General features: G+C 71.6%; 23 protein-coding genes and 1 riboswitch. Of the genes, 11 read left to right on the top strand and 12 right to left on the bottom strand.

Going from position 1 to position 26,179, the window contains the following annotated elements:
• Window positions 1-211: 211 nt before the first annotated feature.
• Together ACFC0G_RS02155 and ACFC0G_RS02150 are read left to right on the top strand one after the other, a co-directional pair.
• Complete coding sequence (locus ACFC0G_RS02155; protein ID WP_376395713.1) at window positions 212-1,828, top strand: hypothetical protein; 1,617 nt, start codon at window positions 212-214, stop codon at window positions 1,826-1,828.
• Entirely contained in the window at window positions 1,803-3,536 is a 1,734-nt protein-coding gene (locus ACFC0G_RS02150; RefSeq protein WP_376395711.1) for a hypothetical protein, read from the top strand. The genes ACFC0G_RS02155 and ACFC0G_RS02150 overlap by 26 nt, the downstream gene beginning before the upstream one ends.
• Before the next feature lie 117 nt (window positions 3,537-3,653).
• Here ACFC0G_RS02150 and groL read toward each other — a convergent pair whose 3' ends face one another.
• From groL to thrC, 4 genes are all read right to left on the bottom strand, one after another.
• Window positions 3,654-5,276 (bottom strand): chaperonin GroEL, encoded by a 1,623-nt coding sequence (groL, locus tag ACFC0G_RS02145; RefSeq protein ID WP_024760532.1) that lies wholly within the window; start codon window positions 5,274-5,276, stop codon window positions 3,654-3,656.
• 376 nt (window positions 5,277-5,652) lie between these two features.
• Window positions 5,653-5,856 (bottom strand): cold-shock protein, encoded by a 204-nt coding sequence (locus ACFC0G_RS02140; protein ID WP_015035246.1) that lies wholly within the window; start codon window positions 5,854-5,856, stop codon window positions 5,653-5,655.
• 449 nt (window positions 5,857-6,305) lie between these two features.
• Window positions 6,306-6,581, bottom strand: a complete 276-nt coding sequence (locus ACFC0G_RS02135) for a MoaD/ThiS family protein (protein WP_055642141.1) — start codon at window positions 6,579-6,581, stop codon at window positions 6,306-6,308.
• Window positions 6,582-6,594: 13 nt separating this feature from the next.
• Window positions 6,595-7,905, bottom strand: a complete 1,311-nt coding sequence (thrC, locus tag ACFC0G_RS02130; protein WP_376395708.1) for a threonine synthase — start codon at window positions 7,903-7,905, stop codon at window positions 6,595-6,597.
• Window positions 7,899-8,043, bottom strand: a riboswitch (SAM riboswitch). It overlaps the preceding gene by 7 nt.
• Before the next feature lie 148 nt (window positions 8,044-8,191).
• Between thrC and ACFC0G_RS02125 the strand changes: the two genes are divergently transcribed.
• From ACFC0G_RS02125 to ACFC0G_RS02115, 3 genes are all read left to right on the top strand, one after another.
• Window positions 8,192-9,133 (top strand): glucosyl-3-phosphoglycerate synthase, encoded by a 942-nt coding sequence (locus ACFC0G_RS02125; RefSeq protein ID WP_376395705.1) that lies wholly within the window; start codon window positions 8,192-8,194, stop codon window positions 9,131-9,133.
• 38 nt (window positions 9,134-9,171) lie between these two features.
• Window positions 9,172-11,034 (top strand): hypothetical protein, encoded by a 1,863-nt coding sequence (locus tag ACFC0G_RS02120; protein ID WP_376395702.1) that lies wholly within the window; start codon window positions 9,172-9,174, stop codon window positions 11,032-11,034.
• A gap of 170 nt (window positions 11,035-11,204) precedes the next feature.
• Entirely contained in the window at window positions 11,205-12,680 is a 1,476-nt protein-coding gene (locus tag ACFC0G_RS02115) for a trehalose-6-phosphate synthase (RefSeq protein WP_376395699.1), read from the top strand.
• Here the strand turns inward: ACFC0G_RS02115 and ACFC0G_RS02110 are convergent.
• Complete coding sequence (locus ACFC0G_RS02110; protein ID WP_376395696.1) at window positions 12,677-13,024, bottom strand: winged helix-turn-helix transcriptional regulator; 348 nt, start codon at window positions 13,022-13,024, stop codon at window positions 12,677-12,679. The genes ACFC0G_RS02115 and ACFC0G_RS02110 overlap by 4 nt on opposite strands.
• Before the next feature lie 98 nt (window positions 13,025-13,122).
• Here ACFC0G_RS02110 and ACFC0G_RS02105 point away from each other — a divergent pair, with 98 nt between their 5' ends.
• The gene (locus ACFC0G_RS02105) at window positions 13,123-14,013 is read left to right on the top strand and encodes an NAD(P)-dependent oxidoreductase (RefSeq protein WP_376395693.1); all 891 of its coding nucleotides are present in this window, start codon (window positions 13,123-13,125) and stop codon (window positions 14,011-14,013) included.
• Window positions 14,014-14,020: 7 nt separating this feature from the next.
• Here the strand turns inward: ACFC0G_RS02105 and otsB are convergent, their stop codons facing one another.
• From otsB to ACFC0G_RS02090, 3 genes are all read right to left on the bottom strand, one after another.
• Entirely contained in the window at window positions 14,021-14,863 is an 843-nt protein-coding gene (otsB, locus tag ACFC0G_RS02100) for a trehalose-phosphatase (protein ID WP_376395691.1), read from the bottom strand.
• A 116-nt stretch (window positions 14,864-14,979) separates the two neighbouring features.
• The gene (locus ACFC0G_RS02095) at window positions 14,980-15,240 is read right to left on the bottom strand and encodes a DUF3263 domain-containing protein (protein ID WP_376395688.1); all 261 of its coding nucleotides are present in this window, start codon (window positions 15,238-15,240) and stop codon (window positions 14,980-14,982) included.
• 12 nt (window positions 15,241-15,252) lie between these two features.
• Window positions 15,253-16,536, bottom strand: a complete 1,284-nt coding sequence (locus ACFC0G_RS02090; RefSeq protein WP_376395685.1) for an extracellular solute-binding protein — start codon at window positions 16,534-16,536, stop codon at window positions 15,253-15,255.
• 356 nt (window positions 16,537-16,892) lie between these two features.
• Between ACFC0G_RS02090 and ACFC0G_RS02085 the strand changes: the two genes are divergently transcribed.
• The 3 genes from ACFC0G_RS02085 (at window position 16,893) to ACFC0G_RS02075 (ending at window position 20,040) form a co-directional block, all read left to right on the top strand.
• Entirely contained in the window at window positions 16,893-17,843 is a 951-nt protein-coding gene (locus ACFC0G_RS02085) for an ROK family protein (protein WP_376395682.1), read from the top strand.
• Window positions 17,843-18,997: an N-acetylglucosamine-6-phosphate deacetylase gene (gene nagA, locus ACFC0G_RS02080; RefSeq protein ID WP_376395679.1), complete on the top strand. Its 1,155-nt coding sequence runs from the start codon at window positions 17,843-17,845 to the stop codon at window positions 18,995-18,997. Before ACFC0G_RS02085 ends, nagA begins: the two co-directional genes overlap by 1 nt.
• Window positions 18,998-19,119: 122 nt before the next feature.
• Window positions 19,120-20,040: a 1-phosphofructokinase family hexose kinase gene (locus ACFC0G_RS02075; RefSeq protein WP_376395676.1), complete on the top strand. Its 921-nt coding sequence runs from the start codon at window positions 19,120-19,122 to the stop codon at window positions 20,038-20,040.
• Between the two features lie 43 nt (window positions 20,041-20,083).
• Here the strand turns inward: ACFC0G_RS02075 and ACFC0G_RS02070 are convergent, their stop codons facing one another.
• The 4 genes from ACFC0G_RS02070 to ACFC0G_RS02055 form a co-directional block, all read right to left on the bottom strand.
• Window positions 20,084-21,052, bottom strand: coding sequence for a CBM35 domain-containing protein (locus tag ACFC0G_RS02070; protein WP_376395673.1), 969 nt, complete (start codon window positions 21,050-21,052; stop codon window positions 20,084-20,086).
• Window positions 21,053-21,159: 107 nt separating this feature from the next.
• On the bottom strand, window positions 21,160-23,010 hold the full coding sequence (locus ACFC0G_RS02065) for a diguanylate cyclase domain-containing protein (RefSeq protein ID WP_376395670.1): 1,851 nt from the start codon (window positions 23,008-23,010) through the stop codon (window positions 21,160-21,162).
• Window positions 23,011-23,238: 228 nt separating this feature from the next.
• Window positions 23,239-23,922 carry a DUF1707 domain-containing protein gene (locus tag ACFC0G_RS02060; protein ID WP_376395667.1) on the bottom strand — a complete coding sequence of 228 codons (684 nt, stop codon included), beginning with the start codon at window positions 23,920-23,922 and terminating at the stop codon, window positions 23,239-23,241.
• 67 nt (window positions 23,923-23,989) lie between these two features.
• Complete coding sequence (locus ACFC0G_RS02055) at window positions 23,990-24,922, bottom strand: DMT family transporter (RefSeq protein ID WP_376395664.1); 933 nt, start codon at window positions 24,920-24,922, stop codon at window positions 23,990-23,992.
• A 118-nt stretch (window positions 24,923-25,040) separates the two neighbouring features.
• Here ACFC0G_RS02055 and ACFC0G_RS02050 point away from each other — a divergent pair, with 118 nt between their 5' ends.
• Window positions 25,041-25,493: an Lrp/AsnC family transcriptional regulator gene (locus ACFC0G_RS02050; RefSeq protein ID WP_376395661.1), complete on the top strand. Its 453-nt coding sequence runs from the start codon at window positions 25,041-25,043 to the stop codon at window positions 25,491-25,493.
• Between the two features lie 99 nt (window positions 25,494-25,592).
• Window positions 25,593-26,159, top strand: coding sequence for a flavin reductase family protein (locus tag ACFC0G_RS02045; RefSeq protein WP_376395658.1), 567 nt, complete (start codon window positions 25,593-25,595; stop codon window positions 26,157-26,159).
• Window positions 26,160-26,179 lie beyond the last annotated feature (20 nt).

Below are 26,179 nucleotides of genomic sequence, written 5' to 3'. Positions count from 1 at the left end.
CGGCCCTTCCACGATGTCCCTTCTGCGGTATCCCTTCCAGGATCGCCCCGGTGCTCCCCCACAGCCACTCCCGTAAACAGAGTGAACACGTTCAACAGGTGAGCGCTAAAGTTCTGCCACGCGGCCCGTCCCGATCACGTGCGACGCCGCCTTCTCAGACCTGTGGGGGGTCCCTTTGCCGCGCTCACCGCGCAGGCTTCCGCACGCCCTTGTGCGTGCCGCAGCCGTCTTCGCTCTCTCGGCGGGTGTCATCGTGCCCGCCGTCATCCACGCCCCGGCCGCGCACGCGGATTCGACGGGCCTGACCGGCACGACGCTGGACGACGGGCGCTACCGCCTGAAACTGCCCGCCAACGCGCTCTGGATCAAGGTCAGCGTCCTGGCATCCACCGCCCCTGGCGCCACTGTCCTCGCCTCCACGGAGGCGCTCACCACGGACAACATCGACTGGGAGACCGACGCGCCCTTCGCGCTCCCGCAGGACACCGCGTTCCAGGACTACCCGGTACGCGTCGATTACCGGCTGCCCGGCCAGACCACCCAGCAGTCGACCGGCGGCACCTACAGCTACCGGCCGCACATCGGCGTCACCGACGTGTCCTGGGACCGCAGCACCACCAGCTACGACCAGCGCCAGGCCGTCCTTTCCGGGAAGACGACCCTCTGGAACCCCGCCACCGGCGCCCGCACGGCCGCGCCCGGCGGCACCAAGGTGGCGATCACCCTCAACTCCCTCGACGGCACCACCAGGGTCGTCAACTCCACCGCCACGACCGGCGCGGACGGCAGCTTCTCCCTGACGATGACCCCGAACGGCTGGGTGTCCGGCACCGCGACCGTGGTCACCACCGGCACCGTCAACGACCCGAACGACGGGGCCTACGTCCCGTCCCTGGGCGTCGACACCCTCCTCTACCGGATCAGCGCCGACGTGAACAAGTACCGCGTGCGCGCCGGTACGGACGTGCGGGTCTCCGGACACGTGGAGCGGTACACGCCGACCGGCTGGAAGCCCTTCGCCGGCGCCCCCGTCGTCTCGACCGGGGCACCGTCCTACGGTGCCGCCCCGACGAACGTCCTCGGCGGCGCCACCTCCTCCGCGACCGGCACCTTCTCCTTCAACGCGCGGGCCCAGTACAGCACCGACTTCGTGTACACCTCGCTGCGGCCCTCGCCGTACCTCGACGACTCCCGCCCGTACGCCAAGAGCGACATCGCCGTACCGCAGCAGTTCTCGTACTCCCCGCACACGATCACCCTGGACGAGTACGGGACGCTCACCGCCAGGGGCGGGTTCGGGTCGGCCTACTGCCGCAACGGGCAGCCCGTGCAGCTCCAGGTCTCCTTCGACGCCGGATCCACCTGGCGCGTCCTGCGCTCCGGCATGACCGACAGCGGCTGCTCCTACACCTTCACCACCCAGGGCTACGACAGCGCCCTCTACCGGATCTACCACCCGGAGACGAACGAGCTGGTCGCCAAGGGCAGTACGTCCCTGAAGCGGGCCCGCACGCCCACCCGCTTCTCCGCCTTCAGCGTCAGCCCCACGCAGCCCACGGTGAACGGGAAGATGACGGTCTCCGGCACCGTCCAGCGCAAGGTCGGCGGCCTCTGGAAGCCGCTCCCCGGCACCAAGGTGACCCTGGTCTACAAGCCCAAGGGCGAGAGCCAGTGGTACTGGGTCAACCAGGGCATCACCACCGACGCCAACGGCCGGTTCAGCTACCGCGCCACCGCGTACGGCGACGGCTCCTGGGCGCTGTACCTCAACACCACGGGCAGCTACTTCTACAGCGAGACGAATGCGAAGTACATCGATGCGCGCTGACCTCTCCTCCTACAGGCGCTCCCTGACGGCGGGCCTGGCCGCCGCGGCGCTCGCCGCCGGGACCCTGACGGTCGCGGCCGCGCCCGCCCACGCCGCCACGCTCGTCGGCATCGGCCGGGCCCTCACCGACGACGCCCAGCGCGGCATCTTCCAGGTGACCGCCTGGACCGACGCCCCGAACGCCAAGATCACCAAGGTCTCGGCCACGGTCCGGCAGGGCTCCACGGTCCTCGTCGACATACCGACGCTCCCTGTGGTCCCCGACCCCTGGGACCCGAGCGCCGCCAACCTCTTCCGGCTCGCGGACGCCGCCAAGTTGAAGCTCGTCGAGGACGGCGGGCGCATCCCGGCCCTCGGGACGTACGCCATCGACGTCACCGCCACCGACTCCCTCGGCAACAAGGTGACCCGCACCGACGCCGGACAGCTCGACTTCCGGCTCCGCCCCGAGATCACCCTCGTCCCCACCAAGCCCACGTACACCGACCGCAATGCCCGCCCCTCGGGCACCGTCGTCGGCATCCAGCCCGGCTCCGGGGACCGGGTCACGCTGGCCGACAGGCCGGTCACCATCGAGCGGACCAGCCCGAGCCCGGACGGGACGTGGAGCGCGCCGCAACAGGCGGTCACCGACGCGGCCGGCCGGTTCACGTCGCCGCCGTTCCCGATCTCCAGCGAGGACCTCGGCACCTCGGTCATCCACTTCCGGACGACGGTCACCGCCGACACCCCCGAGATCCACGGCACCGTGACGGATTACCTCAGCGTCTCCGATTACGTGTCACGCAAGGTGGCCGTCACCGCCACCGCCGACAAGAAGCGGGCGCTCGACGGGCAGACCGTCACCATCAGCGGCCGGGTGACCGACCCGGCGGCGGCGGGCGCGCCGGTCGCCGGCCACCAGGTCCGCGTGAGGCTCGGCGGCCCCACCTACGGAACGGGCCCGAGCACCGTCGTCCGGACCGGCACGGACGGCCGGTTCACCGCCCGGCTCGTCGCCATCGCGGGCAAGGAGTCGGGCCACTGGTTCGTCGAATCCCCCGACCGGTACGTGAGCTTCCCGGATCTTCACGGCGCGCTGGCCATCCCCCTGGACTCCCGCACCGACCTCACCTCCGTCCGCCTCTCCGCCGACGGCCGGGTCACGGTCTCCGGCACCTTCCGCGCCCGGTACGTGGCGGAACCGAACTTCGAGACGTCCCAGTTCGTCCGGCTGGAGCAGCTCGTCGGCCGCGACTGGAAGGCGATCGCCTGGGCGAGCGTCAACTCGGCCTACTACAACGACTTCACGCTCTCGGCGGCGAGCAAGGGCGGCTACTTCCGCGTCCGGCACCTCACCACCGACCAGTTCGCCGAGTCCGTCACTCCGACGTTCCGGCTCACCCGCCTCGACACCCGGATCGTCTCCCTGAACGCCGGCCCCGAGCCGGTCGCCAAGGGCGGGTACGTGACGGTCACCGGCGGGCTCCAGCACTACGCGAACTGGGCCTGGCGCGCGTACGGGAACGCTCCGGTCGTCCTGCAGTTCCAGCCGCGCGGCAGCACGACCTGGAAGCAGATGGCGACGGGCCGGTCGAACGCGAGCGGCAAGGTCTCCCTGAAGGCGAAGGCCACCGGGGACGGCACCTGGCGCATCCGCCACTACGGCGACGGCACGCACTTCCACTCCCCGGCGTCGGCCGGCGGCGACTACGTCGACGTGCGCTGACGATCTCCTGACAACGCCCGAGGGCGGCACCCCCCAGATGGGGAGTGCCGCCCTCGGTCGCGTTCAGCTCGCGCGTTCAGCTCGCGCGTTCAGCGATGAACCACCGATCCCGGAGGATCAGAAGTCCATGTCACCGCCCGGCATGCCGCCGCCGGCCGGCGCGGACGCCTTCTCCGGCTTGTCGGCGATGACGGCCTCGGTGGTGAGGAACAGCGCGGCGATCGACGCGGCGTTCTGCAGCGCGGAGCGCGTGACCTTCGCCGGGTCGATGATGCCCTCGGCGATGAGGTCGACGTACTCGTTGGTCGCGGCGTTCAGGCCGTGGCCGACGGGCAGGTTGCGGACCTTCTCCGACACGACGCCGCCCTCAAGGCCGGCGTTGACGGCGATCTGCTTCAGCGGAGCGTCGAGCGCCTTGCGGACGATGTCGGCACCGGTGGCCTCGTCACCCTCGAGCTCGAGCTTGTCGAAGACGCCGTCGGCCTGCACCAGGGCGACGCCGCCGCCGGCGACGATGCCCTCCTCGACGGCCGCCTTCGCGTTGCGAACGGCGTCCTCGATGCGGTGCTTGCGCTCCTTGAGCTCGACCTCGGTCGCGGCGCCGGCCTTGATGACGGCCACGCCGCCGGCCAGCTTCGCGAGGCGCTCCTGGAGCTTCTCGCGGTCGTAGTCCGAGTCGCTGTTCTCGATCTCGGCGCGGATCTGGTTCACGCGACCGGCGACCTGCTCGCTGTCACCGGCACCGTCGACGATGGTGGTCTCGTCCTTGGTGATGACGACCTTGCGGGCGCGGCCCAGCAGGTCGAGGCCCGCGTTCTCCAGCTTGAGGCCGACCTCCTCGGAGATGACCGTGCCGCCGGTGAGGATGGCGATGTCGTTCAGCATGGCCTTGCGACGGTCGCCGAAGCCCGGGGCCTTCACCGCGACGGACTTGAAGGTGCCGCGGATCTTGTTGACGACCAGGGTCGACAGGGCCTCGCCCTCGACGTCCTCGGCGATGATCAGCAGGGGCTTGCCCGACTGCATGACCTTCTCCAGGAGCGGGAGCAGGTCCTTCACGGAGGAGATCTTGGAGTTGACGATCAGGAGGTAGGGGTCGTCGAGCGACGCCTCCATGCGCTCCATGTCGGTGGCGAAGTACGCCGAGATGTAGCCCTTGTCGAAGCGCATACCCTCGGTGAGCTCCAGCTCCAGACCGAAGGTCTGGGACTCCTCGACGGTGATGACGCCTTCCTTGCCGACCTTGTCCATCGCCTCGGCGATGAGCTCGCCGATCTGGGTGTCGGCGGCGGAGATGGAGGCCGTGGAAGCGATCTGCTCCTTGGTCTCGACATCCTTCGCCTGCTCGAGGAGAGCGCCGGAGACGGCCTCGACGGCCTTCTCGATGCCGCGCTTGAGGGCCATGGGGTTGGCACCGGCGGCGACGTTGCGGAGGCCCTCGCGGACGAGCGCCTGGGCGAGAACGGTGGCGGTGGTCGTACCGTCGCCGGCGACGTCGTCCGTCTTCTTGGCGACTTCCTTGACCAGCTCGGCGCCGATCTTCTCGTACGGGTCCTCGAGCTCGATCTCCTTGGCGATGGAGACACCATCGTTGGTGATCGTGGGGGCGCCCCACTTCTTCTCGAGGACGACGTTGCGGCCCTTGGGGCCGAGGGTGACCTTGACGGCGTCAGCGAGCTGGTTCATGCCGCGCTCGAGACCGCGCCGGGCCTCCTCGTCGAACGCGATGATCTTGGCCATGTGAAGTGGTCCTCCCGGACATGGGGTGGATAACGCTCCAGGACCGCGCCGACGCCCGCGACGGACGGCCTCCGCTTGTTCCGTGTGGTTCCTTGCCCCACCCGGCCGGCGGCCTCGTCTGCCCGATCCTCGTAGCACTCTCACCTTCCGAGTGCTAACGCCAATGATTAGCACTCGCCCTAGGAGAGTGCAAGCGACTCTCGTGTTTCGGGCAGCCCCGGCACGGGCCTGACGCGGCCCCGGCACGGGCCTGACGCAGCCCCGGCACGGGCCCGTCACGGACCTGACGCACCTTCGGGAACGCGCGAGGGGCCCGCGTCCCCTCAGGGATGCGGGCCCCTCGACGGCGTTGCGTCGGTGGCCGATCGCGCCGCGCTCAGACGGCGAGCTTGACCATGTCCGCCTGCGGACCCTTCTGGCCCTGCGAAATCTCGAACTCGACCCGCTGCCCCTCTTCGAGGCTGCGGTAGCCATCCATCTGGATCGCGCTGTAGTGGACGAAAACATCCGCACCACCGTCGACCGCGATGAAGCCGTAGCCCTTCTCCGCGTTGAACCACTTGACGGTGCCCTGAGCCATGCCTAACTCCCCTATTACTGGCCCTTGCGCGGGAACCGCACTTCGCGGACCCGGGGTCAGACCCTGCGCCGGAACGCGTCGACCGCCGCTGAATGTATCTGCCCAACTGCCCTCTGCAACAGGTCATTCGAGCGAGAATTCTGGGCACGGCGGAAAGGGGAATTAGGGAGAATCCCCGGAGTTCCGGGGCAAGTCGGGCCCGGCAAAACGCGCAGAACGTACACAACGCACACGCACTTTGGCTGCTTCCTGACGCGCAAGGACGCATTCTCATATGCGTCCGGCATGAGCAGCGGAGGGGACTTCCCCAACTCTACCCCGTTCAACCATGCAGAATTGCCCCCTCCGCTTTATGGAGCGGAAGGGGCAATTCAAGAAAGACGGGACAAGCGATGCGGCAGCCGAGAGGCCGCCGAGGCGTCAGCGGCCTCCGGCACTGTGCCCGACGGTCAGCCTCCGGCGACGGCCGGGATGATCGAGACGCCCGCGCCGGCCGGGGTGGCCGTCTCCAGGCCCTGCTCGAAGCGCACGTCGTCGTCGTTCACGTAGACGTTGACGAAGCGGCGCAGCTTGCCCTGGTCGTCCAGGACGCGGGCGGCGATGCCCGTGTGGTTCTTCTCCAGGTCCGCGATGACCTCGGCGAGGGTCGCGCCCTCGGCCTGGACCTCGGACTGGCCGCCCGTGTAGGTGCGGAGGATGGTGGGGATGCGGACGTTCACGGCCATGTCTTCGTACCTCTCAGAGGGCCAGGCCCGCGGCGCGGAACGCGTCCAGGCTCGGGCGGATGGTGGCGGTCGCCTGCGAGCCCTCGGCCACGGCGTCCAGGGTCTTGAGGCCGTCGCCGGTGTTCAGCACGACGGTGGTGAGCTCCGGGTCGATCAGACCGGCCTCGACGAGCTTCTTCGTGACGCCGACGGTCACGCCGCCCGCGGTCTCGGCGAAGATGCCCTCGGTCTGGGCGAGCAGCTTGATCGCGTCCACGACCTGCTCGTCGTTCACGTCCTCCACGGCGCCGCCGGTGCGGCGGGCGATGTCGAGGACGTACGGGCCGTCGGCCGGGTTGCCGATCGCGAGCGACTTGGCGATCGTGTTCGGCTTCTGCGGGCGGACGACGTCGTGGCCGGCCTTGAAGGCGACGGAGACCGGGGAGCAGCCCTCGGCCTGCGCGCCGAAGATCTTGTACGGCTTGTCCTCGACGAGGCCGAGCTTGATGAGCTCCTGCAGACCCTTGTCGATCTTGGTGAGCTGCGAGCCGGACGCGATCGGGATGACGAGCTGGTCGGGGATGACCCAGCCGAGCTGCTCGCAGATCTCGTACGCCAGCGTCTTGGAGCCCTCGCCGTAGTACGGGCGGAGGTTGACGTTGACGAAGCCCCAGCCCTCGCCGAGCGGGTCGCCGATGAGCTCGGAGCAGAAGCGGTTGACGTCGTCGTAGTTGCCCTCGATGGCGACGAGTTCACCGCCGTAGACGCCGGCCATGACGACCTTGCCCTGCTCCAGGTCGTGCGGGATGAAGACGCAGGAGCGGAAGCCGGCGCGGGCGGCCGCGGCGCCGACGGCGCCGGCCAGGTTGCCGGTGGAGGAGCAGGAGAGCGTGGTGAAGCCGAAGGCGCGGGCGGCCTCGATGGCCTGCGCGACGACCCGGTCCTTGAAGGAGTGGGTCGGGTTGCCCGAGTCGTCCTTGACGAAGAGCTTGCCGGGGGCGACACCGATCTCGCGGGCGAGGTTGTCGGCCTGGACGAGCTTGGTCCAGCCCGGGTTCAGGTTCGGCTTCTCGGCGACGTCGGCGGGGACGGGCAGCAGGGGGGCGTAGCGCCAGATGTTGGCGGGGCCGGCCTCGATCTGCTTGCGCAGTGCCTCGGGGTCACCGGTGGGGAGGTCGTACGCGACTTCGAGCGGTCCGAAACAGAGTTCGCAGGCGAAGATCGGGCCGAGTGCGAACACTTCACCGCATTCGCGACAGGAAAGCCCGGACGCGGGACCGAGGTCTACCGAAGTGGCGGGGGTAACCGTCTGTACAGCCATGGAGGCGAGGCCCTTTCTCCTCATCTTTCCCATGACGAACTTTTCGTCATGAGACGGATTTGGCACCTTCCCGAGTCGGGGACCTCGCTGGAGGACGAGTAACCGACTGGAGGGTTGCCGGGGCTTCAACGGGCCGTTTCCCTCTGCCCCTCTGGATGAGCGGTATTCGATTGTGAAGCGCGGTGAACTTCGTTCCTGCGCTCCGACGCGGGCGGCACCCCGACGTGCATCGGGCATCCGCGTTGTTCAAGACTGTAACCGAAGGCCCGGGAGCCTGGACGGGCCGTCCGTACCGCGAGATGGAGATCACGTGCTGGAAGAGGTGGAGCGCTGGCTGGCCCGGCGGTCCTGGTCCGTGGCTGACCGGCCGATGGAGCGGATCCTCGCCGCCAAGCGGAACACGAAGGTCAGCGTCGTGCTGCCGGCGCTGAACGAGGAGGCGACGGTCGGTGACATCGTCGCCGTGATCCGCCGCGAGCTGATGTCGGAGGCGGTGCCGCTCGTCGACGAGCTGGTGGTCCTCGACTCGGGCTCGACGGACCGTACGGCGGAGGTGGCCGCGGCGGCCGGGGCGCGGGTGGTCGCGCGGGACGCGATCCTCCCCCGGATACCGGCCGTCCCCGGCAAGGGCGAGGTCCTGTGGCGGTCACTCATGGTGACGAGCGGGGATGTCGTGTGCTTCGTCGACGCGGACCTGCGGGACTTCTCCGCGGACTTCGTGACGGGGATCGTGGGCCCCCTGCTCACCGACCCGGACGTCGACTTCGTCAAGGCGATGTACGACCGCCCGTTCGGAGACACTCCCGGTCAGGGCGGTCGGGTGACGGAGCTGGTGGCGCGGCCGCTGCTCAACCTCCACTGGCCGCAGCTGGCCGGCTTCGTCCAGCCGCTGGGCGGCGAGTACGCGGCGCGGCGCTCGCTCCTGGAGCGGCTGCCCTTCCCGGTCGGTTACGGAGTGGAGCTGGGGCTGCTCGTCGACGCGCTGCACACGGTGGGCCTGGACGCGCTCGCCCAGGTGGACGTGGGCGTGCGCAAGCACCGGCACCAGGACGAGCGGGCGCTGGGCCGGATGGCCGCGGCGATCTACCGGACGGCGCAGCTGCGGCTCTCGCGCGGGCACCTGGTGCGGCCGCGGCTGACCCAGTTCGAGCGGGGCGAGGAGGGGTTCAGTCCCCGGACCTACGCGGTGGACACGGAGGAGCGGCCGCCGATGCTCGACATCGCGGAGTACACGCGCCGCCGCGTGGCGTAACGCCACCAGATGATCCGCTTTGCCTACATTGCCCTTTTATGCGCTTCAGACAACAGCACCTGGGCAGTGTGGCGGCGGTCGTCGGCCTCGTCGGGGCCACGCTCGCGCTCTCGACGGCGGGGCCGGCCGCGGCGGACGTCGTCGAGCCCTTCGGCAAGCGGTACGACGAGTCGGTCTACGGCGACTTCACGACCCTCGGCAACACGGTCATGGGCTGCCCGACGGCCCCCGCGGACCTGGCCACGCGCTGCACGGTCGCGGCGAGCGGGCAGGGCTCCGACAACAACAACACCTTCGTGATGCGGAAGATCGACACGGCCGGCACGGCGGCGGGCACCGCGGCGCCCGAGTACGGCTCCAGCACCGGCCACGTCAGGATCCCGGCGGGTGCCGAGGTCGCGTACGCCCGGCTGTTCTGGGGCGGCAACGACGGCACGTACAAGGGACCGAGCGGGGCCCGGCTCCGGCGCTGCGACATCTCCGGCGCCGACGTCGAGGCCTCGCCCGGGGACCCGGCGACGACCGCTCCGGTGATCAAGGTCGGGGCGGGGCCCGCGACCCCGGTCTCGATCGACAGCATGGTCACCGACCCGCCCGACACGAACGGCCCGCACTACTACACGGGCGAGTCGGACGTGACGGCCGCCTTCGCGGGCGTCTCGGGGACGGACGCGCAGGTGGCGGTCGGCAACATCTGGGCGCCGGACGGCAAGGGCTGCGTGGGCGGCTGGTCCCTGACCGTCGTCCACAAGTTCCCCGGCCCCGACCCGGCCCGCGCCCCGGAGCGGCGGAACGTGTACGTCTACGGCGGCCACGTCCTCCAGCGCTCGACCTCCCCCGCCACCACGATCACCGTCGACGGCTTCTACCGGAGCACCGGCACGGCACGGGCGAGCGTCACCGCGTACGAGGGCGACTGGAACACCCCGGGCGACAAGTTCCTCGTCGACGGCAAGAACGTCACCGAAGCGCACACCGGCAACACCAACAACTTCTTCATCAGCGAGGACGACGGCGCCGTCGCCCCGAAGCTCGTCAACAACCTCAGCATCGACGCCAAGGCCTTCGACATCCCGGCGGGCGCCGTCCCGCAGGGCGCGACCTCGGCCGATCTGACCTTCTCCACGAGCGGCGACACGTACGTGCCGTCGGGTCTTGCCTTCTCCGTGCCGGTGCCCGACCTGGAGATCACGAAGACGGCGAGCCCGCGCACGGTGAAGCCGGGCGACACCCTCACGTACACGATCACCGCGAAGAACATCAGCACGATCGACTACCCGAACGCCAAGTTCGCCGACGACCTGACCGGGAACCTCGACGACGCCGACTACAACGGCGACGTGAAGACGGACCTGGGCGAGGTCTCGTACACGAAGCCGAGGATCGGGTACGTGGGGAACATCCCCGCCGGGAAGACGGCGACCGTCACGTACTCGGTGAAGATCAAGGACCCGGCGACCGGCGACGGGAAGCTCCGCAACAGCGTCGAGGTGGAGACCCCGCGCTCCAACTGCGGCGACGGCAGCGAGGACCCGGCCTGCGCGGTGACCCCGGTGATCGAGAAGCCGACGCCGCCCCCGACGCCGACGACCTCCCCGCCGGTGGACCCGACCGACCCGCCGGAGCCGACGGGCTCCCCGACGCCGACGGAGCCCACGGACCCCGCCTCCCCGTCGGGCTCCCCCTCCGCGTCGCCCTCCACGCCCCTCTCCACCTCCGCCCCGGCGAGCACCTCCACGCCCGTCCCCCCGGCCCCCGGGCCCCACGGGGACAACGGCGGCTCGATGGCCGAGACGGGCAGCAGCGGTGAGCGGCTGTGGCTGCTCGGCGCGCTCGGCGTGGCCCTCGCGGCGACGGGCCTGGTGGCGAAGGCGGCCATGCGCGGCCGACGCGACCACTGACCCGCGCTGGGACGCGATCACTGACCCTCGCTGACCCCGCACGGCCCCCTCCGATCCACCTCTGATCCCCCGCTGACCCCGCGCTGACCCCGCGCTGACCCTCCGTGGCCGGATCGGCCCGTCTCGTATACGTACGTTTGAGCGTTTACGGGACGGGCTAGGTTCGCCCCATGGCTACTGTGCTCGTGGCATCCAATCGGGGACCCGTCTCGTACGTGCTCGGCGAGGACGGTTCGCTCGACGCCCGCAGGGGCGGAGGCGGCCTGGTCTCGGGCCTGAGCGCCATCTCCTCCCAGGACAGCCTGTGGGTGTGCGCGGCCCTCGGCGAGGGCGACCGGGAGGCGGTGCGGCGCGGGGTCGGCGAGCCGGGCGTGCGGATGCTGGACATCGCCCCCGACGTGTACGCCGACGCGTACAACGGCATCGCGAACTCGGTGCTCTGGTTCCTCCACCACCATCTGTACGACATCCCGCGCGAGCCCGTCTTCGACGCGGAGTTCCGGCGCCTCTGGGAGTCGTACCGGGCCTACAACCGCGCCTTCGCCGAGGCCCTCGCCGCCGAGGCGGACCAGGGCGCGGCGGTCCTGGTGCAGGACTACCACCTGGCGCTCGTCCCCTGGATGCTCCGGGAGCTCCGCCCCGACCTGCGGATCGGGCACTTCACGCACACCCCGTGGGTCTCCCCCGAGTACCTGCGGATGATGCCGGACGACATCGTCGAGGAACTGCTGTGGGGGATGCTCGGCGCGGACGAGCTGGGCTTCCACACCTGGGGATGGGCGAGCTTCTTCATCAGCTGCTGCTCCCAGCGGGACGACGCGACGGGCACCGCCCGGGGCGTCCGGCCGAGCGGCGACCCCTGGCACGGCGTGGAGTACCGCCGCCACGGCTTCGGGAAGGGCCGCACCCGGGTGCGGGCGTACCCGCTGGGCGTGGACGCCGACGAGCTGCGGGCGCTCGCGCACCGCCCCGAGGTGGACGAGCGGCTGGCCCGGCTCCGCGAGGAGGTCGGCGACCGGAAGACCATCGTCCGCGTCGATCGCACCGAGCTGTCGAAGAACATCCTGCGCGGCCTGCTCGCCTACCGGGAGCTGCTGACCGTCCACCCCGAGTGGCGCGACCGGGTGGTCCACCTGGCCTCGGCGTACCCCTCGCGGCAGGACCTGGAGTCGTACCGCCGGTACACAGCGGACGTGGCCGACCTGGCGCAGGAGATCAACACCGAGTTCGGCACCCCGGAGTGGACGCCGGTCCTGGTCTCGGTGGAGGACGACTTCACCCGCTCCCTGGCCGCCTACCGCCTCGCGGACGTGGCCCTGGTGAACCCGGTGCGCGACGGCATGAACCTGGTCGCGAAGGAGATACCGGTGGTCTCCGAAGCGGGGTGCGCCCTGGTCCTGTCGACGGGCGCGGGCGCCCACCGGGAGCTGGGCAAGGACGCGCTCAGCGTGAACCCCTTCGACGTCTCGCAGACCGCGGAGGCCCTGCACACGGCCCTGTCGATGCCGGCCTCCGAACGCGCCGACCGCACGAAACGCCTCGCCGCGGCGGCGACGGCCCTGCCGCCGCAGCAATGGTTCCTGGACCAGCTGGCGGCCCTGGAGCGCCCGGAGACGCCGCCGGAGGCACCGCTGAACACCCCTTAAGAGGCGTCCCGCTCGCGCCGCTCGCGGCCCCAGGCCGCGAGCGGTTCGAGGGCGTCGTTGAGGCGCGTGCCGTCCTTGGTCAGGCCGTACTCGACGCGGGGCGGGACCTCGTCGTACGAGACGCGGTCCACGATGCCGTCGGCCTCCATCTCCCGCAGGTGGGAGGCGAGCACCTTCTCGGTGATGCCGGGAATCAGCCGCCGCAGCTCGCCGAAGCGGCGCCGCGGGTGCTCGTGGAGCGCCCACAGGATGAGCACCTTCCACTTGCCGCCGATGACCTCCATCGAGGCGTCGATCCCGCAGACGTGCCCGTCGTCGGTTGCCGGCCGGTTCGTCGTCGTCATCTTCCCCACCCTCCTGACCTGCTCGCTCACCTCAGGGTAACCACCCACTCCCAAGTGGGTACTTGAGCAGGTCAGGGCCCTGGACCAGCCTTGTCCTCATGACAGCGAACACCCAAGAGAAGACCCCCCTCACCCTGCTCGGCCTCGGTGCGATGGGCACCGCCCTGGCCCGTACCTGGCTCGCGGCCGGTCACCCGCTCACCGTCTGGAACCGGACCCCGGGCCGCGCGGCCGGACTCGTCGGCGAGGGGGCGAAACCCGCCGGCGGCGCCCCAGAGGCGGTCGCCGCGAGCACCCTGGTCGTCGTCTGCCTCCTGGACGACGCCTCGGTCGGCGAGGCCCTCGCCGACGCCGACCTGGCGGGGAAGGACCTCGTCAACCTCACCACCACGACCCCGGCCCAGGCCCGCGCCCGTGCCGAGTGGGCCCGGGGGCGCGGCGCCCGCTACCTGGACGGCGGGATCATGGCCGTACCGCCGATGATCGGCGTCCCGGAGGCCGGCGGGTACGTCTTCTACAGCGGCGACACCGAGCTGTTCGAGGAGCACCGGGAGACGCTCGCCGTGCCCGCGGGCACCACGTACGTCGGCGAGGACGCGGGCCACGCGGCCCTGCACGACGTGGCCCTGCTCAGCGCGATGTACGGGATGGTCGCGGGCGCCACGCACGCCTTCGCCCTGATCCGGAAGGAGGACATCGACCCCGTCGCCTTCGCCCCGCTGCTCGTGGACTGGATCACGGCGATGGCCGGTCCGTCCGTCACGGGGACCGCCCGGAAGCTGGCGAGCGGCGACTACACCCGGGACGTGGTCTCCAACCTGGCGATGCAGGTGGCCGGCGTGCCGACCTTCGTGACCACGGCCGAGGAGCAGGGCGTGAGCCCGGAGCTGCTCAGCCCGTACTTCGAGCTGATGCGCCGCCGTCTGGCCCTGGGCAGCGGCGAGGAGGACCTGACCGGGCTGGTCGACCTCCTCGCGCGCGGTGAGTGAGGGCGGCTCAGGAAGCCCGTACCGCCCTCGCCAGGGCCGTCAGGAACTCCACCACTCCCGGCGGGCCCGCCACCGACAGGTCCGCGCGGTCGGCGAGCTCCGGGACCTCGGTGGAGCCGCTGCGGACCAGGAGGCCCGGGGTGCCGTCCGAGCGGAGTTTCTCGACGGCGGCGAAGGCGGGCAGGTCGCCCAGGTCGTCGCCCCCGTAGAGCACGGACCCGGCGCCCGTCTCCCGTACGTACTCTTCGAGCGCCACGCCCTTGTCCATGCCCGGGGGCCGCAGCTCCAGGACCATGCGGCCCGGCTCCAGGACCAGGCCGTGGTGGGTGGCGAGGTCGCCGAGGGGGCCCTTGAGGGCCTCGAAGGCGCCCTCCGGGTCGAGCGCGCGGCGGGTGTGGACGGCGACCGCCCGGCCCTTCTCCTCGATCCAGACGCCCGGCCAGGCGCCGGCCCGGTCGAGGAAGCCGGGGAGTTCGGCGCGGACGGAGGCCACGCCCGGGTGCGGGGCGGCGGCCAGGACGGTGCCGCTGACGGCGTCCCAGCGTTCGGCGCCGTAGTGGCCGAGGACGACGAGGTGTTCGAGGCCGGGGACTCCGGCGAAGCCGCCGTAGCGGACGGCGACCCCGGCGGGGCGGCCGGTCACGACGGCGACGGAGGCGACCTGGGGCGCGAGGGCGGCGAGGGCGGCCACGGCGCCGGGGTGGGCGCGGGCCTGTTCGGGGTCGGGCACGATCTCGGCGAGGGTGCCGTCGAAGTCGAGGGCGACGACGGCGTGCGCGGGCCGCGCGAGGAGCGCGGCCAGACCGTCGCGGCCGGCGGGTGTGGTCGGGTGCGGAAGGCTGCTGACCATGTTCACGACCCTACCGACGCGGGGCCGCCGCGTCAGCGTGGCCGGAGTCACCGGCACCCCGGCTTGACCGCCCGGCCGCCAGTGCCGCCCTACCGCCCCTGCCGCCGCTGGCGCCCCTACCGCCTCTGCTGCCGCTCTTCCCTCACCCGGCGCAGCCGGTTCACCGTCACCGGGTCGTGCTCCAGGGCGCGCGGGTCGTCGAGGAGGGCGTTGAGCAGCTGGTAGTAGCGGGTCGGGGAGAGGCCGAGGCCCTCGCGGACGGCCCGCTCCTTGGCGCCGGGTCCTGGCCAGGAGCGGCGCTCGACGGCGAGGAGGGCCCGCTCGCGCTCGCCGAGCCCGCCACCGCTGTCGTGCGCCGCGTCCTGGTCTTCGGTCATACGAACAACTTATTACTCTGCGTTCTCCGCCGCCGTCGCCGCCCGGCCGATCCGGCCGAGGACCTCGGAGGGCCGGCCGGAGGGGGTGACGGCCTTGCCGATGTTCTGCTTGATGTTCTCGCTGACCGCGGCCCACGAGGTCTTGCCGACGGGCGGGAGCTGGGCGTCCGGGAGTCCTTCGAGGAACGCGCGCAGGTTGGCGTACTCGGGGTCGGTCTCCATGCGGGCGGAGGCGCTGACGGTGACCGGCAGCAGGTCGTTGTCCCCGGCGAACTTCAGGACGTTCTCGTCGCTGAAGACGAAGTCGAGGAACTCGCCGATCTCCTTGCGGTGGCCGTTCTGCTTGAAGCCCATGATCCAGTCGGCGACGCCCATGGAGCTCTTGGGCGTGCCGTCGATGCCGGGCAGCGGCACCTGGCCGACCTCGACGCCCTTCTTCGCGGCTTCCTTGACCAGCGAGGGGTGGCCGTTGAGCATGCCGACCTCGCCGCTCGCGAAGGCGGCGAAGGCGGCCTTGCGGTTGAGCTTGCCGGGGGCGACGGGGCCGGTGAGGCCCTTGGCGACGAGGTTGTCCTTCAACCAGGTGAAGGTGGCGACGTTCGCGTCGGAGTCGACGGCGTAGTGGTCGGTGGCGTCGGTCCAGCCGCCGCCGCCGCTGAGGAGCCACATCAGGGCCTCGGCCTGGGCCTCCTCGGGGCCGAGGGGCAGCGCGAAGGGGGTGCGGACGCCCTTGTCCTTGAGCTTCTCGGCGGCCTCGGCCAGCTCGGCCCAGGTGGTGGGGGCCTTGGCGCCGGCCTCCTCGAAGAGGGCCTTGTTGTAGAAGAGCGGCCGGGTGGAGGCGACGAAGGGCAGCCCGTACTGGGTGCGCTTGGTCTCTCCGGCGGAGACCAGCGGCGCGAGGAAGTTGGCCTGGACGGGGATGGAGAGGACCTCGTCGGCGGAGTAGAGCTCGCCGGCGGCCGCGTAGTCGGCGTAGGCGCCGATCTGCGCGACGTCGGGGGCCTCGTCGGCCTTGACCATCTCGGCGACCTTGCGGTCGACGTCGTCCCAGGACTCGATCTGGATCTCGACCTTGATGCCGGGGTGCTTCGCCTCGAAGGCGGCGACGAGGTCGGTCCAGTACTTCTTCGTCGTGTCACCGCCGGTGAGGTCGTAGTCGGCGGCGACCAGTCTGAGGGTCACGTCGCCGGAGTCGCTCCCCAGGACGCCGCACCCGGCGACCGTCGCGGTCAGTCCGAGGGCGGCGGCGGCCGCGGTCAGTCCAAGGAATCGTCGCCGCTCCACGGCTTCATCCACCTTTTCGCTCGCTCGTCGTTGAGCTGCTTTCGAGCCGTACTCGCGCCGCGTCCGCGTCACGTCCGTGCCACGTCCATGCCACGCCCGTGCCACGCCTGTGCCACGTTCGTGTCGCACTTGCGCCGCGTTTGCACCGCATTTGCACGGTATTCACACGGCTGTGAGCTGCGCGTTTGCTCTCCGCAGGGCCGCAAGTCTCCCCCGCGGGCGGGCATGAGGTCTACACCACTTGGGTATCACTTCCGCAACACAGCCGGGACCATGGACCCATGACGGGTCCCGAATTTGTATCCGTACGCAACAATCCTCGGCAGTGGACTAGACCTTTTGGGTCCTCGCGCGCCAAACTGTCCTCCGTGAGACACGTCATCGCCCTGGATGTGGGCGGCACCGGCATGAAGGCCGCCCTCGTCGGGGCGGACGGCACCCTGCTCCACGAGGCACGCCGCGCCACTGGGCGCCGCCGTGGCCCCGAGGCCGTGGTGGAGACCATCCTCGGCTTCGCCGAGGACCTCCGCGCCCTCGGCCAGGAGCGGTACGGCGAGCCCGCAGCGGCCGCCGGAGTCGCCGTCCCCGGCATCGTCGACGCCGAGAACGGCATCGCCGTCTACGCGGCCAACCTCGGCTGGCGCGACGTTCCCATGCGCGAACTCCTCAGCCGCCGCCTCGACGGCATCCCCGTCGCCCTCGGCCACGACGTGCGCACCGGCGGCCTCGCCGAGGGCCGCATCGGCGCGGGCAACGGCGCCGACCGCTTCCTCTTCGTGCCCCTCGGCACCGGCATCGCCGGCGCCATCGGCATCGGCGACCGCATCGAGGCCGGCGCCCACGGCTACGCCGGCGAGATCGGCCACATCGTCGTCCGCCCCGGCGGCACCGACTGCGGCTGCGGCCAGCGCGGCTGTCTGGAGCGGTACGCCTCCGCCTCCGCCGTCTCGCAGGCCTGGGCCGCCGCCTCCGGCGACCCCGAGGCCGACGCCGCCGACTGCGCCAAGGCCGTCGAATCCGGCGACGCCAAGGCCGTACGGGTCTGGCAGGACGCCGTCGACGCCCTCGCCGACGGCCTCGTCACCGCGCTCACCCTGCTGGACCCCCGCACACTCATCATCGGTGGCGGTCTCGCCGAGGCCGGGGAAACCTTGTTCACACCACTCCGGGCCGCGGTGGAGGAGCGAGTCACGTTCCAGAAGCTGCCCGCCATCGTCCCGGCGGCCCTCGGGGACACCGCCGGATGCCTGGGTGCGGGCCTCCTCGCCTGGGACCTGCTCGCCGACCAGCACCCCACCGACTCGGAGGTTTCCGCCTGATGGCCGATCACCAGGTTCTCGCCGGCGCACACGTCGTGCTGCCCACCGGAATCGTCGAGAACGGACGCGTGATCGTCGACGGCGAGCGCATCACCGGCAGCGCCCCCGACGGCGCCCCCACCCTCGACCTGACCGGGCACTGGCTCGTCCCCGGCTTCGTCGACATCCACAACCACGGCGGCGGCGGCGCGTCCTTCACCTCCGGCACCGTCGACGACGTCCTCACCGGCATCCACACCCACCGCCTGCACGGCACCACCACCGTCGTCGCCTCCTTCGTCACCGGCGAGATGGACTTCCTCACCCAGCGGGCCGGCCTGCTCTCCGAGCTCGCCGAGCAGGGCGAGATCGCCGGCCTCCACTTCGAGGGCCCGTTCATCTCCCCCTGCCGCAAGGGCGCCCACGACGAGACGCTGCTCCGCGACCCCGACCCGGCCGAGGTCCGCAAGCTGATCGACGCCGGCCGCGGCCAGGCCAGGATGGTCACGCTCGCCACCGAGCTGCCCGGCGGCCTCGACTCCGTACGCCTCCTCGCCGAGCACGGCGTGATCGCCGCGATCGGCCACACCGACGCGACGTACGAGCAGACCGTCGCCGCCATCGACGCGGGCGCCACCGTCGCCACGCACCTCTACAACGCGATGCCCGCCCTCGGCCACCGCGCGCCCGGCCCGATCGCCGCGCTCCTGGAGGACGAGCGGATCACCGTCGAGCTCATCAACGACGGCACCCACCTCCACCCCGCCGCCCTGGAGCTCGCCTTCCACCACGCGGGCCCGCGGCGCGTCGCCTTCATCACCGACGCCATGGACGCCGCCGGCTTCGGCGACGGCCGCTACATGCTCGGCACGCTGGCGGTCGAGGTGAAGGACAGCGTCGCCCGGCTCGTCGAGGGCGGCTCCATCGCCGGCTCGACCCTCACCCTGGACCGCGCCTTCAAGCGCGCCGCCACCATCGACGGCCTCCCCGTCGAGTCGGTCGTCCAGGCCATCTCCGCCAACCCGGCCCGCGTCCTCGGCGTGTACGACCGGGTCGGCTCCCTGGAGCCCGGCAAGGACGCCGACATCGTCGTCCTCGACGCCGAGTTCAACCTCAAGGGCGTCATGCGCAAGGGCGCCTGGATCGTCGATCCGACGGCGGGCACGACGGTCTGATCAGGAGTCATACGGAGGGGCGGTCGGTCGCGGGTCTGGGCCAACCGCCTTTCCTTTGGCATGATCGGTGCCCGTCGGAGCGCACGCGCCGACGGACGTCACCGGAATACGGGGGTGCACAGGTGATTCTGACGGTCACCCTCAACACGGCGCTGGACCTGACCTACCGGGTCCCGGCCCTCACTCCGCACGCCACGCACCGGGTCACCCAGGTCATCGAACGCCCCGGCGGCAAGGGCCTCAACGTGGCCCGCGTGCTCGCCGCCCTCGGCCACGAGACCGTCGCCACCGGCTTCGCGGGCGGCGCCACCGGCGCCATGCTGCGCGACCTGCTCGCCGCGACCCCGGTCCGCGACGAGCTCGTGGCGACCGCCGGCCCCACCCGCCGTACCGTCGCCGTCGTCGACACCGCGAGCGGCGACACGACCCAGCTCAACGAACCCGGCCCCGCCGTCACCGCCGACGAGTGGGCCGCCTTCCGCAGCCGCTTCACCGAACTCCTCGACGGGGCCCGGGCGGTCGCCCTCTGCGGCAGCCTGCCGCCGGGCATCCACGTGGGGGCGTACGCGGAACTCGTCCGGCTCGCCCGCGCCGCCGCCGTCCCCGTCCTCCTCGACACCAGCGGCGAACCCCTGCGGCGGGGCATCGCCGCCCGCCCCGACCTGGTCAAGCCGAACGCCGACGAGCTCGCGCAGCTCACCGGCTCCCGCGAGCCCCACCGGGCCACCCGCGACGCGCGCCGCCGCGGCGCCCACGCGGTGATCTCCTCACTCGGCCCCGAGGGCATGCTCGCCGCCACCCCCGAGGGACTCTGGCGCGCGGCACCGCCCGCCGCCGTCAAGGGAAACCCCACGGGCGCCGGCGACTCGGCCGTCGCGGGCCTCCTCTCGGGCCTGGTCGACGACGCCCCCTGGCCCGAACGCCTCACCCGCGCGGTCGCCCTCTCGGCGGCGACGGTCCTCTCCCCGGTCGCCGGCGAGTTCGACGCGTCGGCGTACGAGGAGCTGCTGCCCCGCGTGAAGGTGACGCAAGAGACCCCCTGATCCTCGGAAGGGGCAGGGGGCCGGAGCTCGGAATTCCGCGGGACTACTCGCCCGGGGTGACTTCCAGCCAGTCGAGCAGCACGTTGCACTGGTTGCCGGTCTCGCACGAGATCTTGATCTCGTTGTCGCCCTTCTGGAGGGTGACCGGCGCCCAGGTGGTCTGCCAGTTCTTCTCCAGGTTCGGGTCCGAGGAGTGGATGAAGTTCTTCAGACCGAGCGGCGAGGAGTTCGCCTTGCCGTTGACCGTCAGCGTGGCGTTGGCGTCGACCGCGGGGATCGCGTACCGCACGGTCAGGCGGTACGCGCCCTCCGTCGGCATGTTCGCCTTCCAGGTCACCGAGGCGCCGACCTGGTTGAAGCCCGCGACGTAGGTGCCGCCGACGCCCTCGGCGCCCGTGACGGTCTTCTCCGTGCCGGCCGTGCCGCCCAGCTTCAGCGTCGCCGCGTCCTGCTTCGGCAGCTCGACCGGGGTCGGCTCCGTGCTCGGCTCGCCGCTGGGCTCCTCGGAGACCTGGGACGGCGCGGTCGACGGCGTACCGCCACCGGCCTGGCCGTTCTTGTCGTCCTTGTCGCCGTTGTTCGTGATCACGGCGGCGGCGATGCCGACGACGACGACCGCGACGACCGCGACCGCGCCGATCAGCAGGCCCCTGGTGTTGGGGCCGCCGCCGGAGCCGCCGCGCTGGGGCGGCGGCGGGCCCTGGCGGGTCGGCGGGCCGCCGTAGGTCTCGGGGGCGGCGTACTGCGCGTGCGGCTGGCCGTAGGGAGCCTGCTGCTGCGGCGGCACGTAGGCCTGCTGGCCCTGCGGCGGATGACCGTACTGGCGCTCGCCGACCGTCCTGACCTGGTTGTACGAGGTCCGTGGCACGCCGGGCTGAGCGGCTCCGGGGCCGGGGTAGCCGTAGCCACCGCCGTGCGGCGCCTGGGCGCCCGCTGCCTGACCGTCCTCGTACAGGTAGCCGAACGGATCGTCGTCCTCGGGCTTGCTCGCGCCGTCGTTACCGGCAGCCATCCGGTCACTCCTATCCATGCTCGCCAGCCGTCGCCGACCGGCCGAGCCTACCCCGAACGGACCAGCGCCCGGGGCGGGCCTTGACAGGCGGACAGGCGGCGGTGGCCTCAGCCGGCCCGGCGCTGGACCTTGGCGCGGGAGCGCTTCTCGATGTACATCCGCTGGTCGGCGGAGTTCAGGACCTCTTCGACGCTCATCCCGCACTCGGCCCAGCCGATGCCGAAACTGGCCCCGACACGGACCGCCCTGCCGTCCACCCGGATCGGCGGAATGATCGCGTTCCGCAGGCGCACGGCCAGGTCGGCGGCGTCGGCCGCGCCGAGGCCGTCGGCGAGGACGACGAACTCGTCACCGCCGAGCCGGGCCACGGTGTCCCCGTCGCGGACGCCGGTGGTGAGCCGGCGGGCGACCTCGATGAGGACGGCGTCGCCGGTGTGGTGCCCGAAGCGGTCGTTGATCGACTTGAAGCCGTCGAGGTCGCAGAAGAGGACGGCGAGCCCCTTCGTCCCGTCGTCGACCTCGCCGGTGGACGGCGCGACGATGTGGACGTGGTGGTCGTACGGCCCGGCCCCGTTCGCCGGCTCGAAGCCGAAGCCGTGCTCGTGCTCGTACGGCGACTCGTAGGTGGACTCGTAGCCGGGCCCGGACTCGTAGGCGGGGACGGATTCGTAGGCGGGGACCGATTCGTAGGCGGGCCGGGACTCGTAGGCGGGGGCGGATTCGTAGGCGGGAGCCGATCCGTAGCCGGAGTCGTGCCCGGAGTCGTGCCCGGTTTCGTAGCCGCCGTCGCGGGCGGAGTCGTAGCCGCCGTCGTGCCCGCCACCGCCGCCGTAGCCGTCGTAGCCGGCCGCGACCGCCGCGCCGACCGCCTGCGTGGGGCGCTCGCAGAGGCGGGCGGAGAGCCGGGAGCGCAGCTCGGCGCTGTTGGGGAGGCCGGTGAGGGCGTCGTGCGAGGCGCGGTGGGCGAGCTGGAGCTCGTGGCGCTTGCGCTCCTCGATGTCCTCGACGTGGGTGAGGAGGAAGCGGGGGCCGTCGGCGGTGTCGGCGACGACCGAGTTCCGCAGGGAGACCCAGACGTAGGTGCCGTCGCGCCGCCCGAGGCGCAGCTCGGCACGGCCGCCCTCGGCGGAGGTCCGGAGCAGGGTCCCTATGTCCTCGGGGTGGACGAGGTCGGCGAAGGAGTAGCGCCGCATGACGGAGGCGGGCCGGCCGAGGAGCCGGCACAGGGCGTCGTTGGTACGGAGCAGCCGGCCGTGCTGGTCGCCGCCCATCTCGGCGATGGCCATGCCGGAGGGGGCGTACTCGAAGGCCTGCCGGAACGACTCCTCGCTGGCGCGCAGGGCCTGCTGCTCCCTTTCGAGCCGGACGAGGGCCCGCTGCATGTTGGAGCGGAGGCGGGCGTTGCTGATCGCGATGGCCGACTGGGAGGCGTACATCTGGAGCGCTTCCTGGCCCCAGGGGCCGGGGTGCCGGCCGTTGCGCGGGCGGTCGACGGATATGACGCCGAGCAGTTCACGGCCGGAGCCGGAGGCGTACATGGGGGCGTAGAGGCGGTCGTGGGGGTGCCACTCGTCCTCGAAGCGGGGTGCGGGGCCGTCGGTGTGCCACTGGGGGACGTCGTCCTCCATGAGCACCCAGCCCTCGGTGTGCGGGATGAAGCGGAGGTCGCCCCATTCGGCGCCCATGGACAGGCGGCGGTCCCAGGAGGCGCGGGAGCCGACCCGGCCGGTGATCAGGGCTTCGGCGGCGGAGCTTCCGGCGAAGGCGGCGACGACGAGGTCACCGTCGGGGCGTACGAGGTTGACGCAGGCCAGCTCGTAGTTGAGACCGGCGACCACACCGTCGGCGACGGTCTGCAGGGTGTCCGCCAGGCTGCGGGCTGTGTTGAGGTCCGCCACGACCTGATGCAGCTGCCGCAGGGTCGAGAGACGGACGTACGGCTCCGACTCGGTCTCCATCGCTCGCTCTCCCCGAGACCTCGACAGCAACTCCAGGGTTCTCATCGGCTTCGTACTGCACTGTCCCTGCCACTGAATCACAGCGAGCTGCGCACCCGGTACACAGGGTCAGCAAATACTGCCCTCTGTGACTCAAGTCACAGCAGGTCATGGCGGGTCGTGCACAACCCCCTGGGGTGGTCCGGTCCTACAGGTCACCGCAGGGAGACACGTGACACCCGGGGCGGGTCACTCGCCGGCCGGCAGGGCCGGGAGTTGCCTGCGCAGCAGCCACTGCCCGAAGGTCCGGCGCGCGGACCGCACGACGACGCGGCCGAAGCTCTTCGTGCCGACCAGTTCCACCCGCAGCGCGACCGGCGTACCGGGGGCGGCCGGGGCCTGGCGGATCCGGAACCTGCTGTGTTCGAGGGCCAGGCCGTCGACGTCGACGACGATGCCGGGCCTCGTCACGAGCGTCAGCTTCTTGCCCTGGCTGTCGACGTCGATCCGCAGGGTGTCCTGCGTGATGACCGCCTCGGTGAAGTCGAGCGTCACCTCGCACCACTCCGCCACGATCTCCAGCCGACGCGGCACCACCCAGCGCCCGGCGCGCGTGATCGCGCTGTGCTTCCGGTGGATCCGCAGCACGTCCTTGATGTCCGCCGCGGCCGGACCGCCGGGGACCGCCCCGGGCGGCAGGTCGGCGGTGAGCACCGCGAGCTCGCCGAGGGTCCGCGCCGACAGGGCGACCTCCAGGCGCTCGTCGAGCTCGTCCAGCGTCAGCCGGCCGTCCCCCGCGGCGACCCGCAGCACGTCCACGGTCCGGTCGCGGTCCGCGTGGGAGGCACGCAGCTCGGGCGCCGCACCGGAGCCGGAGCCGGAACCCGCGCCGGAGCCGGCGTGCTGCCCGGTGGACGAGATCTCTCGCGACATGCTTCCGTCCTCGTCTCGTCCTGTCAGGGGGCGGCTTCAAGGGGGCGTCCCGCCCGAAGGACTAACGCTATATCGCGTCTTGGGTCCCGGCCAGGCCCCGTCGGGAAGCTCTCCGTTCCCGCTCGACCATGCCGAGCGCCACCCCGGCGACGATGACGACGCCGCCCACCACCTGGGCCGGCCGGATCGACTCCCCGTTGACGAGGACGGCGCCGGCGACGCCGAAGACCGGGACCAGGTTGAGGATGTTCACGGCGACGCTCGACGCCATCCGCCGCAGGCCGTGGTTGTAGAGCAGGAAGCCGCCGACCGAGCACGCCACGGCGAGATAGGCGAGCAGCGCCGAGGCGGTCGCGTCCGGCATTCGCCGGTCGCCGGCCTCAAGGAGGGAGGCGACGAGGAATCCGGCCGCACCCGCCAGGGTCTGGTAGTACGTGACGCTCATGGCGTCCTGGCCGGCGCTCGCGCGCTTGCCGAGCACGTTGTATCCGGCCCAGGCCACCCCGCCGAGCAGCAGCAGGACGTCTCCCGTCCAGCGCGCGCCGCCGCCGACCTGGGCGCCGTTGCGGACGACCAGGAAGGCCCCGACGGCGGCGAGCAGCACGCCCGCGACCCGCAGCGGCGGCATCCGGGCGCGGAGGACGACCCGCTCCAGGAGCATCGTCATCAGCGGGTACGTGGCCACGATCAGGGACGCGTCGGACGCCGTGGAGAGGTCGACGCCGACGTTCTCCAGGACGAAGTAGACGGTGATGCCGAGGAAGCCGCTCAGATAGAGCTGCCGCCGCTGCCGCGCGTCCGGCCGGGCGGGGCGGCGCCGGCCGATCCGTACCGCCACCCCCAGGAGCAAGGCCGCCAGGGTGAACCTGACGGCGCCGATGGCGAGCGGGCCGACGTCGTCGAGGAGCCGCTTCGTCACCGCGTACGAACTGCTCCAGAACAGCGCCGCCGCCACCACGGCACCCACCGCCCCCACGCCGGGCCCGCGCCGCTCACGCATCCCCCACCACCCTTCCCCCCGAACAAACATCAGCGAATCGAGGCGGAGGCTAACAACACCATCGAAGGTTGCGCTTAGAATCCGAATTACCTTCGGAAATCGACAGAGAGAGGCGATCGTGGACGAACTTGATTCGGCGTTGGTGCGGATGCTCCAGGAAGACGGTCGGCGCACCAACCGGGACATGGCCCAGGCTCTCGGCATCGCCCCCTCCACCTGTCTGGAGCGCATCCGGTCGCTGCGCGAGCGCGGCATCCTGACGGGCTTTCACGCCGAGGTCGACCTCGCGTCGATCGACCGCGGGCTCCAGGCCGTGATCGCCGTACGGGTCCGCCCGCCGACGCGTGCCGTGATCGAGTCGTTCCAGGCCTTCCTGGAGGGGATGCCCGAGGTGATCTCGCTCTTCGTGCTCACCGGGCACGACGACTTCCTGGTGCACGTCGCCGTCCGCGACACCGACCATCTGCACGCGGTGGTCCTGGACAAGCTGACGAAGCGCCCGGAGCTCGCCGACGTACGGACGTCGGTGGTCTACGGGCACACGCGCAAGAAGGTCATCGGCCCGGCGTGACGCCCGAGGGTCCGGGACGGGGTCCTAGGACCCCCGGGGGTGGCGGACTGGTCCCCGGGCCCGATGCGGCCCGCGGCCGGCCCGGTCTAGCGTGCGAGGGTGCTGCAGAAGACTCCCGCCCCGCCCCCCGTCTCCGATCTGGCCATCCCTCATGCTGAGGGGGTGAGCAACGACGAGTTCCGGGCGGCGATGTCCCGCCTCGCGGCGGGCGTGGTCCTGGTGACGGCGCACGACCCCGACGAGGGCGCGCGCGGCGAGGACGTCGGCATGACGGCCACCGCCTTCATGTCGGTCTCCCTCGACCCGCCCCTGGTCCTGGTCAGCCTCCGCAACGGCTCCCGCATGGACGATCTGCTAGCCGAGGTCCCGGTCTGGGCGGTGTCGGTCCTCTCCGAGGGCCAGCGGCAGATCGCCGGGCGCTTCGCGATGAAGAACCGCGTCAGCGACCGGCTGCTCTTCGCCGACCTTCCGTACACGCGCGGCGAGGAGAGCGGCGCGCCGCTGCTCGGCGGGGCGCTGTCGGTCCTCGAGTGCCGCACGGAGAGCCGGGTCGTGACCGGGGACCACACGCTGGTCGTCGGCCGGGTCCTGACGGTCGGCCTGCCCTCGGCGGACGGCAGCGGCCCGCTGACGTACTTCCAGGGGAAGTACCGCCACCTGAGCTGAACCGGCCGGAGGCCCTGGGG

Origin of the sequence: Streptomyces sp. NPDC056169 (assembly GCF_042268445.1) — a bacterium.
GTDB lineage: Bacteria > Actinomycetota > Actinomycetes > Streptomycetales > Streptomycetaceae > Streptomyces.
This window is presented reverse-complemented; position numbering and strand designations above follow the sequence as displayed.

What these genes read in the sequence shown, in the direction of transcription:
- thrC (WP_376395708.1), bottom strand. Translation starts at nt 7,905, where the DNA reads ATGAGGAGAAAGGGCCTCGCCTCCATGGCTGTACAGACGGTTACCCCC.
- ACFC0G_RS02110 (WP_376395696.1), bottom strand. Translation starts at nt 13,024, where the DNA reads ATGACGACGACGAACCGGCCGGCAACCGACGACGGGCACGTCTGCGGG.
- nagA (WP_376395679.1), top strand. Translation starts at nt 17,843, where the DNA reads ATGGCCGATCACCAGGTTCTCGCCGGCGCACACGTCGTGCTGCCCACC.
- ACFC0G_RS02105 (WP_376395693.1), top strand. Translation starts at nt 13,123, where the DNA reads ATGACAGCGAACACCCAAGAGAAGACCCCCCTCACCCTGCTCGGCCTC.
- ACFC0G_RS02060 (WP_376395667.1), bottom strand. Translation starts at nt 23,922, where the DNA reads ATGTCGCGAGAGATCTCGTCCACCGGGCAGCACGCCGGCTCCGGCGCG.
- ACFC0G_RS02055 (WP_376395664.1), bottom strand. Translation starts at nt 24,922, where the DNA reads ATGCGTGAGCGGCGCGGGCCCGGCGTGGGGGCGGTGGGTGCCGTGGTG.
- ACFC0G_RS02095 (WP_376395688.1), bottom strand. Translation starts at nt 15,240, where the DNA reads ATGACCGAAGACCAGGACGCGGCGCACGACAGCGGTGGCGGGCTCGGC.
- ACFC0G_RS02120 (WP_376395702.1), top strand. Translation starts at nt 9,172, where the DNA reads ATGCGCTTCAGACAACAGCACCTGGGCAGTGTGGCGGCGGTCGTCGGC.
- groL (WP_024760532.1), bottom strand. Translation starts at nt 5,276, where the DNA reads ATGGCCAAGATCATCGCGTTCGACGAGGAGGCCCGGCGCGGTCTCGAG.
- ACFC0G_RS02065 (WP_376395670.1), bottom strand. Translation starts at nt 23,010, where the DNA reads ATGGAGACCGAGTCGGAGCCGTACGTCCGTCTCTCGACCCTGCGGCAG.
- ACFC0G_RS02150 (WP_376395711.1), top strand. Translation starts at nt 1,803, where the DNA reads ATGCGAAGTACATCGATGCGCGCTGACCTCTCCTCCTACAGGCGCTCC.
- ACFC0G_RS02135 (WP_055642141.1), bottom strand. Translation starts at nt 6,581, where the DNA reads ATGGCCGTGAACGTCCGCATCCCCACCATCCTCCGCACCTACACGGGC.
- ACFC0G_RS02070 (WP_376395673.1), bottom strand. Translation starts at nt 21,052, where the DNA reads ATGGCTGCCGGTAACGACGGCGCGAGCAAGCCCGAGGACGACGATCCG.
- ACFC0G_RS02140 (WP_015035246.1), bottom strand. Translation starts at nt 5,856, where the DNA reads ATGGCTCAGGGCACCGTCAAGTGGTTCAACGCGGAGAAGGGCTACGGC.
- ACFC0G_RS02115 (WP_376395699.1), top strand. Translation starts at nt 11,205, where the DNA reads ATGGCTACTGTGCTCGTGGCATCCAATCGGGGACCCGTCTCGTACGTG.
- otsB (WP_376395691.1), bottom strand. Translation starts at nt 14,863, where the DNA reads ATGGTCAGCAGCCTTCCGCACCCGACCACACCCGCCGGCCGCGACGGT.